General features: G+C 67.9%; 15 protein-coding genes and 1 tRNA gene. 8 read left to right on the forward strand and 8 right to left on the reverse strand.

The window, feature by feature from the left end:
- The coding region (locus ACNS84_RS15120; RefSeq protein ID WP_496923260.1) for a transposase at nucleotides 1-455 on the reverse strand (455 nt) is incomplete at its 3' end.
- A 229-nt stretch (nucleotides 456-684) separates the two neighbouring features.
- On the opposite strand from ACNS84_RS15120, the gene purF reads away from it, so the two are divergent.
- A complete protein-coding gene (purF, locus tag ACNS84_RS15125) occupies nucleotides 685-2,184 on the forward strand; it encodes an amidophosphoribosyltransferase (protein ID WP_435075695.1) in 1,500 nt (499 codons plus the stop codon).
- Between the two features lie 72 nt (nucleotides 2,185-2,256).
- Complete coding sequence (locus ACNS84_RS15130; RefSeq protein ID WP_435075696.1) at nucleotides 2,257-2,955, forward strand: halocyanin domain-containing protein; 699 nt, start codon at nucleotides 2,257-2,259, stop codon at nucleotides 2,953-2,955.
- A gap of 16 nt (nucleotides 2,956-2,971) precedes the next feature.
- On the opposite strand, the gene ACNS84_RS15135 is transcribed toward ACNS84_RS15130, so the two are convergent.
- Both ACNS84_RS15135 and ACNS84_RS15140 read right to left on the reverse strand, forming a co-directional pair.
- The gene (locus ACNS84_RS15135) at nucleotides 2,972-3,520 is read right to left on the reverse strand and encodes a metal-dependent hydrolase (RefSeq protein WP_435075697.1); all 549 of its coding nucleotides are present in this window, start codon (nucleotides 3,518-3,520) and stop codon (nucleotides 2,972-2,974) included.
- 67 nt (nucleotides 3,521-3,587) lie between these two features.
- The gene (locus tag ACNS84_RS15140; protein ID WP_435075698.1) at nucleotides 3,588-4,148 is read right to left on the reverse strand and encodes a DUF420 domain-containing protein; all 561 of its coding nucleotides are present in this window, start codon (nucleotides 4,146-4,148) and stop codon (nucleotides 3,588-3,590) included.
- 177 nt (nucleotides 4,149-4,325) lie between these two features.
- Here ACNS84_RS15140 and ACNS84_RS15145 point away from each other — a divergent pair.
- Together ACNS84_RS15145 and gatE are read left to right on the forward strand one after the other, a co-directional pair.
- Nucleotides 4,326-4,410: transfer RNA gene (locus ACNS84_RS15145), tRNA-Leu, on the forward strand.
- Between the two features lie 173 nt (nucleotides 4,411-4,583).
- The gene (gatE, locus tag ACNS84_RS15150) at nucleotides 4,584-6,467 is read left to right on the forward strand and encodes a Glu-tRNA(Gln) amidotransferase subunit GatE (protein ID WP_435075699.1); all 1,884 of its coding nucleotides are present in this window, start codon (nucleotides 4,584-4,586) and stop codon (nucleotides 6,465-6,467) included.
- A 138-nt stretch (nucleotides 6,468-6,605) separates the two neighbouring features.
- Here gatE and ACNS84_RS15155 read toward each other — a convergent pair whose 3' ends face one another.
- Nucleotides 6,606-7,088: an Lrp/AsnC family transcriptional regulator gene (locus ACNS84_RS15155; protein WP_435075700.1), complete on the reverse strand. Its 483-nt coding sequence runs from the start codon at nucleotides 7,086-7,088 to the stop codon at nucleotides 6,606-6,608.
- A 182-nt stretch (nucleotides 7,089-7,270) separates the two neighbouring features.
- On the opposite strand from ACNS84_RS15155, the gene ACNS84_RS15160 reads away from it, so the two are divergent.
- The gene (locus ACNS84_RS15160) at nucleotides 7,271-8,218 is read left to right on the forward strand and encodes a DMT family transporter (protein ID WP_435075701.1); all 948 of its coding nucleotides are present in this window, start codon (nucleotides 7,271-7,273) and stop codon (nucleotides 8,216-8,218) included.
- Nucleotides 8,219-8,254: 36 nt separating this feature from the next.
- Here ACNS84_RS15160 and ACNS84_RS15165 read toward each other — a convergent pair whose 3' ends face one another.
- Together ACNS84_RS15165 and ACNS84_RS15170 are read right to left on the reverse strand one after the other, a co-directional pair.
- Nucleotides 8,255-8,827, reverse strand: a complete 573-nt coding sequence (locus ACNS84_RS15165; protein ID WP_435075702.1) for a DUF8526 domain-containing protein — start codon at nucleotides 8,825-8,827, stop codon at nucleotides 8,255-8,257.
- Nucleotides 8,828-9,038: 211 nt separating this feature from the next.
- Nucleotides 9,039-9,386, reverse strand: coding sequence for a 2Fe-2S iron-sulfur cluster-binding protein (locus tag ACNS84_RS15170; protein ID WP_435075703.1), 348 nt, complete (start codon nucleotides 9,384-9,386; stop codon nucleotides 9,039-9,041).
- 103 nt (nucleotides 9,387-9,489) lie between these two features.
- On the opposite strand from ACNS84_RS15170, the gene ACNS84_RS15175 reads away from it, so the two are divergent.
- Nucleotides 9,490-10,470 (forward strand): biotin--[acetyl-CoA-carboxylase] ligase, encoded by a 981-nt coding sequence (locus tag ACNS84_RS15175; protein ID WP_435075704.1) that lies wholly within the window; start codon nucleotides 9,490-9,492, stop codon nucleotides 10,468-10,470.
- A gap of 10 nt (nucleotides 10,471-10,480) precedes the next feature.
- Here ACNS84_RS15175 and ACNS84_RS15180 read toward each other — a convergent pair whose 3' ends face one another.
- The gene (locus tag ACNS84_RS15180) at nucleotides 10,481-11,038 is read right to left on the reverse strand and encodes a universal stress protein (RefSeq protein WP_435075705.1); all 558 of its coding nucleotides are present in this window, start codon (nucleotides 11,036-11,038) and stop codon (nucleotides 10,481-10,483) included.
- A gap of 115 nt (nucleotides 11,039-11,153) precedes the next feature.
- Here ACNS84_RS15180 and ACNS84_RS15185 point away from each other — a divergent pair, with 115 nt between their 5' ends.
- Both ACNS84_RS15185 and ACNS84_RS15190 read left to right on the forward strand, forming a co-directional pair.
- Complete coding sequence (locus ACNS84_RS15185) at nucleotides 11,154-11,411, forward strand: DUF5789 family protein (protein WP_435075706.1); 258 nt, start codon at nucleotides 11,154-11,156, stop codon at nucleotides 11,409-11,411.
- Nucleotides 11,412-11,511: 100 nt separating this feature from the next.
- Entirely contained in the window at nucleotides 11,512-12,714 is a 1,203-nt protein-coding gene (locus tag ACNS84_RS15190) for a redox-regulated ATPase YchF (protein ID WP_435075707.1), read from the forward strand.
- Between the two features lie 42 nt (nucleotides 12,715-12,756).
- Here ACNS84_RS15190 and ACNS84_RS15195 read toward each other — a convergent pair whose 3' ends face one another.
- The gene (locus tag ACNS84_RS15195) at nucleotides 12,757-14,655 is read right to left on the reverse strand and encodes an aldehyde ferredoxin oxidoreductase family protein (protein ID WP_435075708.1); all 1,899 of its coding nucleotides are present in this window, start codon (nucleotides 14,653-14,655) and stop codon (nucleotides 12,757-12,759) included.
- Nucleotides 14,656-14,723 lie beyond the last annotated feature (68 nt).

Here is a 14,723-nt window from a genome sequence, read left to right on the forward strand (position 1 = left end):
GCTCCACTGTTACAATCGACCAAAAGCGTCGTTTTCACCGACTCAAAGGTGTCTTTGACACGTTTCGCGTAGTTGTGGCTCGATGAGCGGTAAGCGAGACTCGTCGAATCTATCGCTTGAACTTCACCGGATTTGTGGAGAGATGCGGACAACCGTAGAAGGACGCGCCAGATGCGCATTTCGAGATCCTGCTTCCTCGTACACACGGTGGTAAAATCGGGAAGCTCGTCCACCGCAAGTCCGAGTTTAGCAGTGATTCGAGGCATCTCGTGCAGGATATCGAGCAACCGCCGGTACGGTTGGTTGAGATACTCACGAAGACAGTGAATTGCAACGATGACCCAGTCAGCGTAGCCACCATTTCCTTGCTGAAGTGCTGGCTGAGGCTCACCAACGACAGATTTTTGAGACAAATCGACGCATCTGTCGGTGAAGCGGGCGAGTTGGGTGGGCATACTCGACTCGTTCCCGCTTCAATCACTCATAATCCTCGGCAACAGCGTCTCTCGTTGGCGTCTAAACACGGCCCGCGCCCTGTATTCAGCAGAACGCTGAGAACATATCACCGGTTGAGGGTTTCAACAGAGCCTCTGATCCGTATTCGTGGATACAATCTCCATCGTACGCTCCGATAGCACCACGAACACGAGGGTTTTTATCGCCTCCCGCCCCAGCGTCGCGTACATGAACGCCGGTGGGGACTACACCGCTGACGAGCCGCGAGAGAAGTGCGGCGTCGTCGGCATCTCGCTCGCTGACCGCGAGGCCGCGCGGCCGCTGTACTACGCGCTGTACGCGCTCCAACACCGCGGGCAGGAGTCCGCGGGCATCGTCACGCACGACGGGTTCCAACAGCACAGCCACGTCGAGCGCGGGCTCGTCGGCGACGCGTTCGACGAGGGGGACCTGGCGTCGCTGTCGGGCGGGACTGGCATCGGTCACGTCCGCTACCCGACCGCCGGGAGCCTCGACAAGAACTGCGCGCAGCCGTTCTCCGTCTCGTTTAAGTCCGGATCGCTCGGGCTCTCGCACAACGGTAACCTCGTGAACGCTGACGAGGTCCGCGAGGAGCTAGCCGCCGCGGGCCACGCGTTCACCTCCGACGGCGACACCGAAGTGATCGCCCACGACCTCGCGCGAAACCTCCTCGAAGAGGACCTCGTGCGGGCCGTCAAACACACGATGAACCGCATCCACGGCTCCTACTCGCTGGCGATCACTCACGACGACACCGTGCTCGGCGTGCGCGACCCCCTCGGGAACCGCCCGCTCTGCCTCGGAAAGGTGGACGGCGGCTACGTGCTCGCCAGCGAGTCCGCCGCTATCGACACCCTCGACGGGGAGCTGATCCGAGACGTGCGACCGGGCGAACTCGTCGTCCTCGACCCCGACGGCGCGGGCTACGACACGTACCAGCTCGTCGAGCGCGAATCGACCGCCCACTGCTTCTTCGAACACGTCTACTTCGCGCGCCCCGACTCGGTTATTGACGAGAACCTCGTGTACGAGGTCCGCCGGAAGCTCGGGCAGAAGCTCTGGGAGGAGTCCGGCGTCGAAGCCGACGTGGTGATGCCGGTCCCCGACTCCGGTCGGGCGTTCGCCTCCGGCTACGCCGACGCGGCCAGCGAGACGACTGCCGACGGCGAGTCTCGACCGGAGAGTGACACTGGAATCGAGTTTGCCGAGGGGCTGATGAAGAACCGCTACGTCGGACGCACTTTTATCATGCCGACGCAGGACGAGCGCGAGCGCGCGGTCCGGCTGAAGCTCAATCCGATCAAATCGACCGTGGAGGGGAAGTCGGTCACCATCATCGACGACTCCATCGTCCGGGGGACGACCTCGACGCAGTTGGTCGAACTCGTCCGCGAGGCGGGCGCCGAGGAAGTCCACCTTCGGATCGGCGCACCGGCGATCATCGCGCCCTGTTACTTCGGAATCGATATGGCGACCCGCGAGGAGCTCATCGCCGCCGACGCCTCCACCGAGGAGATCCGACAGGAGATCGGTGCAGACTCCCTCTCGTATCTCTCGATCGATGCGGTCGCCGAGGCGCTCGGCGAGAGCCGCGCGGACCTCTGTCTCGGCTGCGTCACCGGCAAGTACCCCTTCGACGTCGAGGGCGAGGAAAGCGACCGCGACCTCGACGACGTCACGCCCGATCCAGCGCCGGCGGACGACTGAGTCGGTTCGCTCGGCTCGCGGCGTGCGCCCGGAATCGGGAATTTAAATACGCCCACGCCGGGAGGTACGGGTATGAGCTTCGACGCCGACGAGACGACGATGAGCCGCCGCGGCCTGTTTCGGACCGGCGCCGCCGGCGCTGTCGCCGCGACCGGCCTCGCCGCCGGGTCCGGTACCGTCGCCGCCCAGTACGGCGGTTGGCTCGACGACGTGGACAACTACGACGGCACCTACGACTACACCGGCCAGGACGAGGTCACGGTTCAGGTCGGCGCGGTCGACGGCCTCAAGTTCGCTCCGGCGGCCATTCTGGTCGATCCGGGAACCACCGTCGTCTGGGAGTGGACCGGCGAGGGCGGCGCACACAACGTCGTCGCTGACGACGAGACGTTCAACAGCGGCGACCCCGTCGCCGAAGCGGGGGCCACCTTCGAGTACTCCTTCGACAACGCCGCGGAGGGAGACACGTTCAATTACCTCTGTGTTCCCCACGAAGCGGTCGGGATGAAAGGGGCCGTGGCGATCGGTTCCGTCGACGACGACCTGATCGACCCGAACGCGGAGGGCGGTGACGGCGGAGACGGTGGCGACGGCGGAAGCGGTGACGGCGGCAACGGCGGCGACGGTGGCGACGGAGAAGGAAGCGGCGACGGCGGCCGCAGCCTCAGCGCGAGCGACATCGGCGCGCTCGCGCTCGGCTTCGGCTTCGCCGGGGCGCTGCTCGTCCCGCTGTTCTACGCGGCCAACCGAATGGCGAAGGCAAACGAATAAAGACCGAACCGACGAGTCACCGACCGTTTTTCTGAGCCGCACCGGCGCCGAGCCGCGACCGAACCACCATAATGACAGCCGTCAGCCACAGCAGTAGTTCGATATAATAAGACGTACTCCCGGCGTAGTACAGCGCGAACTCGCCCGGTGGAATCGCGAGCGGATCGGGTCTCTCGACGACCGGCCACGCGAGGAACAGCGCGTCGCTCGCCCGACCGTTGACGACGACGTGGAACGCGTCCAGCGCGAGGTGCGATCCCCAGCCGACCGCGACCGCGAGTCCGTGCCGGTGGGTTATGGCGACGACGGCGGCGAGCGGCGCAAGCAGCGCCGAGTGACCGATCGACTGGTACACGTCGAACACGCCCAGTAGGCCCAACGGCTTGTCGACAGCGTCGGGGAGCGCGGCGCCGGCGACCAACCACCCCGTGGAGAGCGTCGGGACGGCCACGGACGTCCGGTCGCTCGCGTCCCGTGACGGCAGCCGCATCTGCCGCCGGACTCGCGGATGATCCGCGAGCCACCCGATACCGACGGCGACGAGCAGGTGGGTCGGGAACAACACGGCGCCACGTACGGGCGAGGTCGTCTTCAACGTTCGTCGTCGGGTCGGATTGCGGAGTGCGCTCGCCTCAGAAGGCGTGGTACAGCATGATGTACACGCCGATCCCCATACTGAAGGAGACAAGCCAGAGGACGGCGGCGACGAAGCCGACCTGCGAGTGACGCGTGTGGTACAACGCCGAGAACGGTCGTGTCGCAGCGAGCAGGAGCGCGTAGAAGACGAACGGGAGACAGAGTATCGCGAGGAGGATGTGAATTCCGAGGAACGGAAGATAGAGGTACGTGTAGACGGCCTCGGGACCGGGGAACTCCGTGGTTCCGACGTGGATCAGCCGGTAGAGGTACGCGCTCAGGAAGGCGGCGAAGAGACCGACCGACGTCAGCATGAACGCGCGGTGGCGACGGACGTTGCCGCGCGAAATGGCGCGCCAGCCGAGCAGGATCGTCACGATTGCGGTCGCCGAGACGGCGGCGTTGAAGTGCGGAATGGCGGCGAGGACAGCATCGCTCGCGCGCGGGAGGAGCGCGCTCGGGATCACGCCGCCGACGGCGCCGAACACCAAGGCGAGCGCGACGACGGAGCTCACTGCGGTCAGAAGCGGGACGTTCTCGCGGGCCCACGCGGACATATAGCGCGAAAGGAGCGCCACTCCCAAACCCGTGCCGGTTTCGATGACTGGCCCCGGACTCGGTCACCGCCGCCGACCGACGCCGTCGCCCGATGTCACTCTCCGACACGGCACTGTCGAATGGAAGGGCTTTTAATTGGGGGAAGGGTACGTGGAAACGCGACAGAACACCCGCGAGCGTGGGTAGCCAAGCCAGGCCAACGGCGCAGCGTTGAGGGCGCTGTCCTGTAGAGGTCCGCCGGTTCAAATCCGGTCCCACGCATCGCTCGGCGGTACACCCGCCACACCGATGCACGGTGTTGTCTCTACGACAGCACCCACGCACAATTTCCACCGACAACTACTCACCGAGCGACGGCGCCGCCGCGACGCCTCGCGGTCAGTCCTCGTCCGAACTGCCACCCTTTTAGTCCCGCCCTGTCGGAGTAACGCGTAATGAGCGAGGACGCGACCCCCGAGTACGACCACGAGGAGCTGGGGCTCGTCGCCGGGCTGGAGATCCACCAACAGCTCGACACGGAGACGAAGCTGTTCTGCGACTCTCCGACGACCGAGCGCGACCCCGAGGACGCCGAGCGGGAGATCACCCGCCGGCTCCACCCGACGAAGAGCGAACTCGGCGAACTCGACGACGCCGCGATGGAGGAGAGCCGCGTGGATCGCGAGTTCACCTACCTCGCGTACGACACCACCTGTCTCGTCGAGGAGGACGACGAGCCGCCCCGCCGCGTCGACGACGAGGCGCTGTCGGTCGCGCTGCAGATCGCCGATCTGCTCGACATCTCGGTCGTCGACCAGGCGCACGTGATGCGAAAGCTCGTCATCGACGGCTCGAACACGTCCGGCTTCCAGCGGTCGATACTGCTCGGGCAGAGCGGCGCGATCGAGACGAGCGAGGGTCAGGTGTCGATCGTCGACCTGATGTTGGAGGAGGAGTCGGCCAAGCGCGTCGAGGAGACGGACGACGGCGTCGTCTTCTCGCTCGATCGACTCGGCGTTCCCCTCGTCGAGATCGGGACCGGCCCGGACATCCGAAGCCCCGAGGGCGCCCGCGAGGCGGCCGAGCGCATCGGCATGCTGCTCCGGTCAACCGGCGCGGTCAAGCGTGGTCTCGGGACGATTCGGCAGGACGTCAACGTCTCCATCGCCGAGGGCGCCCGCGTCGAGGTGAAAGGTGTTCAGGACCTCCAGGGGATCGAAGACATCGTCCGCGGCGAGGTCGGTCGCCAGGCCGAACTGATCGAGATCCGGGACGCGCTCCGCGAGCGCGACGCGGCCGTGGGCGACGTCTCGGACGTCACCGACGTCTTCGCCGACACCGACTCCGGAGTTATCCGCGGCGCGCTCGACTCGGGCGGGAAGGTGACCGCGGTCCCCCTGTTCGGCTTCGACGGCCTCGTCGGTCGAGATATCCAGCCCGACCGCCGACTGGGAACCGAGCTCTCGGACCACGCGAAGCGTCACGGTGCGGGCGGCATCTTCCACACCGACGAGCTACCCGCTTACGGCGTGACCGACGAGGAGGTCGCGTCGCTCCGCGACGCGGTCAGCGCCGGGCCCGAGGATGCGGTCGCCATCGTCGCGGCCGACCCGGAGACGGCCGACCTCGCAATCGAGGCCGCCGCCGACCGCGCGGCCGCCGCAATCGAGGGCGTCCCCGAGGAGACCCGTGGCGCCAACGATGACGGAACCACGCGGTACCTTCGGCCGCTCCCCGGCGCCGCGCGGATGTACCCCGAGACGGACGTGCCGCCGGTCGAACCCGATCCGAGCGACGTGGACCGACCGGAACTGCTCGACGAGAAAACCGACCGCTACGTCGAGGCGTTCGACCTCGACCGCGGGCTGGCCGAACAGGTCGCCTTCGGACGGCGCTTCCCGCTGTTCGAGACCGCCGTCGAGCGCGGCGTCGACCCTACCTTCGCGGCATCGACGCTGGAGTCGACGACGACGGAGATACGCCGAGAGGGGGCACCCGTCGAGGCCCTCACCGACGATCACTTCCTCGATCTGTTCGCCCTCGTCGAGGGCGGCGACCTCGCGAAGGAGGGCGTCCCGGAAGTGCTGACGACGCTCGCGGAGAACCCCGAACTCACCGCCGAGGAAGCGGTCGAGGCGGCGGGCCTCTCCGGCGTGAGCGAGGACGAGGTCCGCGAGGCGGTCGTCGAAGTCGTCGACCGCAACGCCGACCAGATCGACGAGGAGGGGATGGGCGCGTTCTCCGGGCTGATGGGCGAGGCTATGGGCGCGCTCCGCGGGAAGGCCGACGGTGAGGTCGTCTCGGACGTGCTCCGCGAGGAGATCGGTAAGCGGTCGTAGCGCTCGCGCGCTGGCCGCAGTCCACCCGTCAGTCCAACGTCCTTGCCCCGTTTTTCACTTGACACGGTGTTCGGTCTCGGGGCGCTGCTGTACGTCGACCGCTCCGTGGGGCCGACGATCAGCAGTTAGAGGTCGGGACTACTCCGTCAACTCCTCGATCAGCGTGTCGAGGTCGTACGTCGCCGGCGCTCGCGGCTCGTCACGGAGCGTAGCGATGGTGAACGTCGAGTTCGTCCGTTCGACCTCGGGGATCGCCTCGAAGTCGCTGATGAGTCGCTCGACAGTGTCCGACGACGAGAGTCGCGCGAGAACAACGAAGTCAGTCTCTCCCATGGTGAAGAACGCCTCTGTGACGCCCTCGACGGCGAGTAACTCCTCCGCGAACTCCTCGTACGGCCCCTCGTAGCTCGCGAGCACCTCCACGATGACGGTGACGCCGAGCCCGAGCGCCTCGTGGTCGAAGTCGTACAGGTCGTTCTCGATCACGCCGTCCTCACGCAGGTTGTTCAGCCGGTAGTGGATCGTCGACACCGGAATTCCGGTCTCCTCGTGGAGTCGTTCCGGACTCCCGGTCCCGAGATCAGAAATCGCCTTCAACAGCCGTACGTCGCGCTCGTCCATACGGTCACTTCGCGTGAGGGATTGTTGTATATTCCGACCGATATACTTGCACTCGACTCCAAGAATCTACTCCGTTTTGGGAGGATATCGAACGCAGTTCATGTGTGTGATTGTTCATTCCAGAATGCGCGGATTTTGAGAGAATGTCTTAACTATCTCCGACAACTTCGAATCAATACTCAATGAACACGAAAAATCTGCTCTCCACTTCTGAATCTGTTGTCGTCGCGTTCGTCCTTCTCGCGATCCTCTGGGGTAGCTCCTTCGTCGCGATCGAGGCGGGCCTGCACTACTTCCCGCCGCTGCTCTTCGCCGGCATCCGATACGCGATCGCCGGTGTGATCGTCTTGGGTGTCGCCGCGGTCGCGTCCGGTCGGACGATCCCTCGCGGCCGCGACGAATGGCTCGGCGTTGCCGTCGCGGGAACGTTCCTGATCGCCGCGTACCACGGCCTGTTGTACGTCGGCGAACAGTACGTCTCCGGGGCGGTCGCCGCGGTGGTCGTGAGCCTCTCGCCAGTGTTGACCGCCGTGTTCGCCGCCCTCCTCCTCCCAAGCGAACGGCTGGGCCCGGTTGAGATCGGCGGGTTCGTGCTGGGAATCATCGGCGTGATCGTGATCGCGGATCCCACGGCCACCGGACTCGGCAGTTCGGCCCTGCTCGGTGTCGTGCTCGCGCTCGGCGGCGCCATCGCCTTCTCGCTCGGTGCCGTCCTGCTTCGTCCGCTCCGGACCGATCTCCCGATCGCGGCCCTGCAGGGGTGGGCGATGGTGCTCGGCGCCGGCATCCTGTTCGCCGGGGCGGCCCTGTTCGGCGAGTCGCCGGCGGCGATCGAGTGGAGCCGAACCGCGGTCGTCTCCCTGACGTACCTCACGCTGCTGTCCGGCGTCGTCGCCTTCCTGATCTACTTCGCGCTGCTCGACGCGGTCGGCCCGGCGCAGCTACACCTCGTCGGGTACGTCGAGCCCCTCGTCGCCGCGGTCGGGAGCTGGGCGCTGCTCGGCACCCTGATCGAGTCGGAAGCGATCATCGGATTCGTCGCAATCCTCGCCGGCTTCATCGCGCTCGAACGACGCCAGATCGCCGCGTACGTCGACATCGACGTCGACATGTACCACTGGACGCGCTGATCGGGCGGCCGGCACGAACTGATTTCTTCGACCCGCTTACCCCTCGACGTCCGCAGTCAGGCCGGCGCGCAGATCGCGACCGAAGTAGTGACCGAGCAGCGCGACGACGAGACCGAGACCGCCACCGACGGCCAATAGGGGAAGCCCCCACTGCTGGAGGTAGTCGATACCGATCGGGAGAAACCCGACTCCGAGGACGTTCGTCACGGCGACGGTCGCCCCCGCCGCGGCGCCGGCGAGCCCGGTCTCGGCGTACCGGCGAGCCGAGAAGACCAACCCGACGAGGAACGCGGCGAGGAAGACGCCGGCGGCGGCCCCGATAGTGCCGCCGACGAGCGGGATTGCTCCCCCGACGAACACGCCGACAGCGACGGCGACGAGCGAGAGCGCGAACGCCTTCGCCGAGAACCAGCGACCGCTCGCCCCGACGCGGCCGGTTTCGGCGTCCATTCCGGCCGTCGCGCCGGAAGTGTCTACCCCTGCGGTGTCGGCGCCCGCCTCGGTCGACGACGCGCTCGTTCCGTCCTCTGCGAGGTCGTCATCGAGGAGGTCGTCGAGGTCGTCCATGGGGTCGCCGTCGGACGCCTCCCGCTCCTTGGAGGGTTGCATACCGAAGGGTTCGCCCGCGAGCCCTTGGCTCTTGTGCCCACCGGCGGATTCCCCGTCAGTGACGTCTCCGAGGCGTTTACCGTCCGTTCACAGACGGGCCGCGAACTACGTCGCGACACGTCTTGCGGGCAGGCATCACCGCTCATTTCACCGGAAACGAGGTGTCTCGAAGGCCAACGCCAGCGACGCGGGATCGGCACACCGCTGACCCTCAGTCGCCTCCCTCGGACTCCCGCGCGCCCCACACGCGCTTGTCGACGAACTCGACCGTCATCGCCTCGTCGACGGTCACCTGACAGGAGAGGCGAGGGTAGCCGAAGCGGGCCGCGAGTCGGTCGTGCCAGTGGTCGGGCGGCGGCCCCTCGTGAATTCGGACGCCGCAGGTCGCGCAGAGCCCGCGCCCGCCGCAGTTGAGACGGCGCGTCGCCCGGGCGTACGGCGACAGGTCGGCGTCGAGCAGCGCGCGTCGCAGGTTACGCCCCCGCTCGACGGTCAGCTCTGTCCGCTCGTCGCCGTCGACGACGACCACCGTCACGGGGTCGCCGCTCGGGTCGCTCATGGAAGATCGAACCGTCGCACCGGGTGACCAAAGCGTTGTGCCCGGACCGTCGTCGGACCGCCGACCCGGAACGACTTTCGGCGCTCGCACCGACTCCGTCGGCATGAACACGCGTCGCGCGTTGCTCGACGCCCTCGCCGACGGGCCGGTCTCCGGACCGGCGCTCGCCGCGGACCTCGACGTCTCGCGAGCCGCCGTGTGGAAGGCGGTCGAAGCCCTCCGCGAGGAGGGGTTCGCAGTCGAGTCGACGGCCGACGGCTACGTCGCGCCCGCGGACCCCGCGTACTGCGCGGCCGGCATCGAGTTCGAACTCGACGCCCCGTACGTCGTCGAGTACCACGACAGCCTGCCCTCCACGAACGACCGCGCCCGCGAACTGGCGGCGGAGGGAGCCGAAGACGTCGTCGTCGTCGCCGACGAGCAGACCGGAGGACGGGGGCGATTGGACCGCGAGTGGGTCGCCCCGAGCGGCGGCGTCTGGCTGTCGCTTCTCACCCGCCCGACGGTGCCGCCGGCCCGGGCGCCCCTGTTTACGCTCGCGGCGGCGGTCGCGACGGTCGACGCCTGCCGCGAGGCCGGCGTCGAGGCGCACATCAAGTGGCCGAACGACGTGCTCGTCGGCGGCGACGAGGGGTCGGACGATGGCGGCGACGCTGACGGCCGTGGTGGCCGTAAACTCGCGGGAATCCTCACCGAGATGGAGGGCGAGGCCGACCGGGTCTCGTGGCTCGTCGTCGGCATCGGAATCAACGCCAACATCGACCGCCGGACCCTGCCCGCGGACGCGACCTCGCTGCGCGCCGAGACGGGAGCCGACGTCGACAGGCGACGTATCGCGGCGACGCTTCTCGAACGGTTCGCGACACTCGCCGAGACGGCAGACCGGTCCGATCGGATACTGGCGGCCTGGCGCGACCGGGCGAGCACGCTCGGTCGGCGGGTCCGGGTGGAGACTCCGAGCGGTCCCGTGGTCGGGACCGCCGTCGACGTCGAGTCACCGGGGGCACTCGTGATCGACACCGACGACGGGACGCAACGCGTCTACGCGGGGGACTGCGAACACCTACGCGACGCCGGCGACTGAGGGGGCCGATTCAGTCGGTCGATCTCTCTTCGCCGGTCGACGTCCCGTCGGCGACCGTCGCCTCGTCGGCCCCTCCGTCGCCCGCTCCGCTCTCGACGGCGGTCGCCGGGCGTTCCGGTCCTGCGGCGTCGTCGTCGATTTGAACCGTCAGGACGGGAACTGAAGCGGCGCGGACGACCGTCTCCGCGACGCTCCCGAGTAGGAGGCGGTCGATCCCGCCGCGGCCGTGGGTCCCCATGACGACGAGGTCACAGTCGTGCGCTTCGGCGTAGCGGACGATTTCGCGACTTGGCGACCCCTCGACGACCGCCGTGTCCACGTCGATGGCGGTCCCCGCGGCCAGTTCTTCGACCGCCTCGACGGCCCCGGCGGCGTCGCTCCGCAGCAGTTCGCCGAGCCCCTCCCACGAGACCTCCATCGACATTCCCGCGTAGCTCGCCGTGTCTACGACGTGAATGGCGTGCACGTCCGCGTCGTGGACTGCGGCGAGGTCCAGGGCGTGCGCGACCGCGCGCTCACCCTCGGCCGAGCCGTCGGTGGGGACCAGGATCCGGTCGTAGAGTGTCATGTGTTCACAGGAACCAATGTATTGCGCGCGCATAACTCTTTACAGTTTTTGCCGGATTCTGGCGGACAATTCGCTCGAGGCGCGCGTTTAAGCCGCCCCAATACAATACACGATTATGACAAACGAGATTGCACTCTCACGAGTTGAAGGCGAGTTCGAGGAGTACTCCTTCCCGGCGAGCCGAAGCGACCTCGCCGCGTCCTGTGCGGGGACGACCGTGCTGTTCGCCGACGGCGACGCCGACCTCGGTGAACTCCTCTCCGAAATCGACCAAGAGCGGTTCGAAAGCCCCGAAGACGCCTACACCGCGCTCCAGAACGTCCTCCCGATCGAGGCGGTCGGCGAGCCGAACCAATCTGACGGCGACGCCTGATCGGGCCGCCGCCGACCGATCGATCCCTCCGTGCGTCACCGTTCCGCACGCCACGGGCCGTCTCGCATCGCTTTTCACCGCGGGTCGCGCACTGCTGGTAATGAGTTATCGGATCGGCCTCGTCGGCAAGCCCTCCGTGGGGAAGTCGACATTTTTCAACGCCGCGACCATGAACGACGTGCCCGAGGGCGCGTACCCGTTCACCACGATCGACCCGACCGTCGGCGAGGCGTACGTCCGCGTCGACTGCGCTGCCCCCGAGTTCGACGAGACCTGTACGCCGAACGTCGGCGTCTGCCGCGAGGGAACCCGCTTCGTCCCCGTCAAACTCGTCGACGTCGCCGGACTCGTTCCGGGCGCGCACGAAGGGCGTGGGCTCGGTAACCAGTTCCTCACCGACCTCAACGAGACCGACGTGCTGATCCACGTCGTCGACTTTTCGGGCAAGACCGACATCGAGGGCGAGACCACCGAGGGCCACGATCCCCGCGAGGACATCGACTTCCTCGAAGAGGAGCTCGACGAGTGGTACCTCGACGTGCTCCGGAAGGGACTCGAGAAGTTCGAGACGCGCTACCACGGCTCCGAGGCCGCCATCGAGGTGGAGCTCGCCGACCAGATGTCGGCGTTCGGCATCGACAAGGACCGGATGAAACGGGTGATCCTCGCCGAGGGGCTCGACCTCGATCCGGAGACGTGGGATGACGCTGACGAGGCGTCGCTCGCCCAGGAGATCCGCAAGCGCACGAAGCCGATGGTCGTCGCCGCCAACAAGATGGACACCCCGGAGGCGCAGGCGAACTGGGAGACGATCACGAACGACCCCGACTACGAGCACCTCTCCTTCGTCCCTGCGAGCGCCCACGCAGAAAAAGCACTCAAAAACGCAAACGAGGCCGGCATCGTCGACTACACGCCCGGCGAGCGCGAGTTCGACGTCGTCGGCGACGTTTCGGGCGAGCAGAAGGCCGGTCTCGACCAGATCGGCGAGTTCGTCGCCGACTACGACGGGACCGGCGTGCAGGGCGCGCTGGAAGCGGCCGTCTTCGACGTGCTCGGCTGCATCGCCATCTTCCCCGGCTCCGCGAACGGGAGCAAAGACGAGAAGGGCGTCTTCCGCGACTGCTTCCTCCTTCCGGAGGGGGCGACGACCGAGGACTTCGCCTTCCACATCCACTCGGACATCGGCGAGGGGCTCCTCCACGGCACCGACTGCCGGAGCGGCCGGCAGGTGGGGACCGACCACGAACTCACCCACCGCGACGTGATCGAGCTGATCTCGACGAAGCAAGCGGCGCCGTAATCGCCGTCCGAATTCGTTCTCTGCGGTCGTCGCCGGAGTCCGTCACCGGCGGTCATCGGCAGCCCCGGGAACGTCGGCCGCGTGGCCCACCGGCGTTTCCGCGTCCGGCAGGTCGGAGAGCCCGAGTCGGTCCAGCAGCGTCGCCGTCGGTCGCCCCTCGCTGTCCCATCCCCGGTGCGCGTAGTAGCTATCCAGCAGGGCCTCGAACCGCTCGGGGTCGAGTCCGTCGCGTTCTCGACCGTCGCCTCGCTCCCCCTCGGTGTCCTTCGTCAAGGCCTCGGGGAGTCGGTCGTCGGCTCGCGTGAATCCCTCGCGGAGGTTGAACAGCCGCGTCAGCGTCCAGGTGCGCTCGCCGAGCAGCCGAAGGTCCTCCGGGTCGCGCGCGTCGCCGAGCGCCGCGAACCACTCGCCGGCCGTGGCGGGCTCGAACACGTCTGCCAGAAAGTCGTCGGCCACGAGACACCACACGGCGGCGCGCCGGTCCTGCTCGTCGGCCACGGCGGCGGCGCGTTCGGCCGGGCTCCACTCCGGCGCCGCAACCGCCTCGGTCTCGACCGGACGGGCTCGACGGTGACAGCCGCCGCGGTCACTCGTCGCGAACGCGAGCGCCATCGTCTCGGCGCCCCGAGGGTCGTACGAACCGAGCTCCATGCCTTTCACGGTCGGGATCAGATTCTCGCCGCCGAATCGGGCCGCCGCGGCCTCGACGCCGTCGGCGAGCGCGTCGCCGAGGGGAGTCGATCGCGACGCGATCGCTTCGATCAGCGTTCGCGCGGCCACCTCGTCGCCGAAGGATAGCCCGCGGTCGACGCCGTGGTCGCTCGGGTCGATCAATCCCGCCTCGCTCGCGCGGACCGCCCACGCGACCGCGTTACCCGCGGAGATAACGTCGATCCCGAGCCGGTCGCAGACGTCGCCGAGCGCCGCAACCGCGTCGAAGTTGTCGATGCCGAGTCCCGCGCCGAGCGCGATAGGCGTGCCGCCGCGGGGGACGGTGTCGTCGCCCTCGCGCCCTGTCTCCATCGCGTCCGAATCCGGTGTCGCGTCCGCACCGTCGGTCTCGTCTGCGTCTTCGGTTGGAATCCGGAAGCCGCCGGGAACCGGCTCGTCCGGGCGTTCGCGGCCCGCGTTCCGTTCGGTCGCGGGCACCACGCCGATGTCGTCGGCTCCCGCGAACCGGCGTGCCTGCCAGCCGCGGGTCGGCAGCACGCCCGTCTCGTCCGCGAACGAGACCGTTTCGAGGGTGTCGCCCGCGGCGAGCCATCGGCCGGCGTCGCTGTCCGCGAACCGCTCCGCGTCGCGGTCGCGGAGCGCTCGAAGCGCCGGCGGCGTCTCGGGCGGCGGATCGCGGGCCGCGACCGCCTTCAGGTTCTTCGACCCCATCACGGCGCCCGCACCGCCGCGCCCGGCGTGGTGGTCGCCGCCGTCGGAGGCGACCGTCGCATAGTGCACCCCCGCTTCCCCGGCCGGGCCGACGCAGGCGACCGCGGCGTCGGGAAAGCGCGCGTCTGTCTCGGCGGCGTCGAGCCCACGGAGATCGGTCGCGGGCTCGATAGACGCCTCGCCCTCTGCGAGCGAGAGCGTGACGGGCTCGGCGGCCGCGCCCTCGATGACGACACCGAGGTGTTCGCCGAGCGAGCCCGCCAGTCGGCTCGCGAACGACCCGCCGCCGTAGGAGTCGAGGAACGCGCCGGTGAGCGGAGACTTCGTGACGGCGGCGTAGCGCGGCTCACCCGGGAGGTGGCCCGTCAGCGGGCCGACGAGGAACGCGAGCGGATTCTCGGGCGACATCGGATCGATGCCGGGGCCCGCCTCGTACAGGTAGCGCGCGCCGAGTCCCTTCCCTCCGACGTAGCGCTCGCGCCACGCCGACGGGACGCGCTCGCTGCGGACACGGCGGGCCGAGAGGTCGACGCGGAGGATCCGGTCCGGGACGGTCATGATCTGTGTCTTCGCTCGCGATGCGAATTAAACTCACGACGGTACGGGGGTGACCCGTCTGACCGATG

Source organism: Halorubrum wangae (assembly GCF_051194135.1).
In the GTDB taxonomy this organism is placed as follows: Archaea; Halobacteriota; Halobacteria; order Halobacteriales; family Haloferacaceae; genus Halorubrum.

Bases quoted from the DNA above. Each gene is read 5' to 3' on its own strand.
- ACNS84_RS15195 (WP_435075708.1), bottom strand. From the start codon at position 14,655: ATGACCGTCCCGGACCGGATCCTCCGCGTCGACCTCTCGGCCCGCCGT.
- ACNS84_RS15185 (WP_435075706.1), top strand. From the start codon at position 11,154: ATGACAAACGAGATTGCACTCTCACGAGTTGAAGGCGAGTTCGAGGAG.
- ACNS84_RS15165 (WP_435075702.1), bottom strand. From the start codon at position 8,827: ATGCAACCCTCCAAGGAGCGGGAGGCGTCCGACGGCGACCCCATGGAC.
- ACNS84_RS15175 (WP_435075704.1), top strand. From the start codon at position 9,490: ATGAACACGCGTCGCGCGTTGCTCGACGCCCTCGCCGACGGGCCGGTC.
- ACNS84_RS15170 (WP_435075703.1), bottom strand. From the start codon at position 9,386: ATGAGCGACCCGAGCGGCGACCCCGTGACGGTGGTCGTCGTCGACGGC.
- ACNS84_RS15155 (WP_435075700.1), bottom strand. From the start codon at position 7,088: ATGGACGAGCGCGACGTACGGCTGTTGAAGGCGATTTCTGATCTCGGG.
- ACNS84_RS15180 (WP_435075705.1), bottom strand. From the start codon at position 11,038: ATGACACTCTACGACCGGATCCTGGTCCCCACCGACGGCTCGGCCGAG.
- purF (WP_435075695.1), top strand. From the start codon at position 685: ATGAACGCCGGTGGGGACTACACCGCTGACGAGCCGCGAGAGAAGTGC.
- gatE (WP_435075699.1), top strand. From the start codon at position 4,584: ATGAGCGAGGACGCGACCCCCGAGTACGACCACGAGGAGCTGGGGCTC.
- ACNS84_RS15130 (WP_435075696.1), top strand. From the start codon at position 2,257: ATGAGCTTCGACGCCGACGAGACGACGATGAGCCGCCGCGGCCTGTTT.
- ACNS84_RS15190 (WP_435075707.1), top strand. From the start codon at position 11,512: ATGAGTTATCGGATCGGCCTCGTCGGCAAGCCCTCCGTGGGGAAGTCG.
- ACNS84_RS15140 (WP_435075698.1), bottom strand. From the start codon at position 4,148: ATGTCCGCGTGGGCCCGCGAGAACGTCCCGCTTCTGACCGCAGTGAGC.
- ACNS84_RS15160 (WP_435075701.1), top strand. From the start codon at position 7,271: ATGAACACGAAAAATCTGCTCTCCACTTCTGAATCTGTTGTCGTCGCG.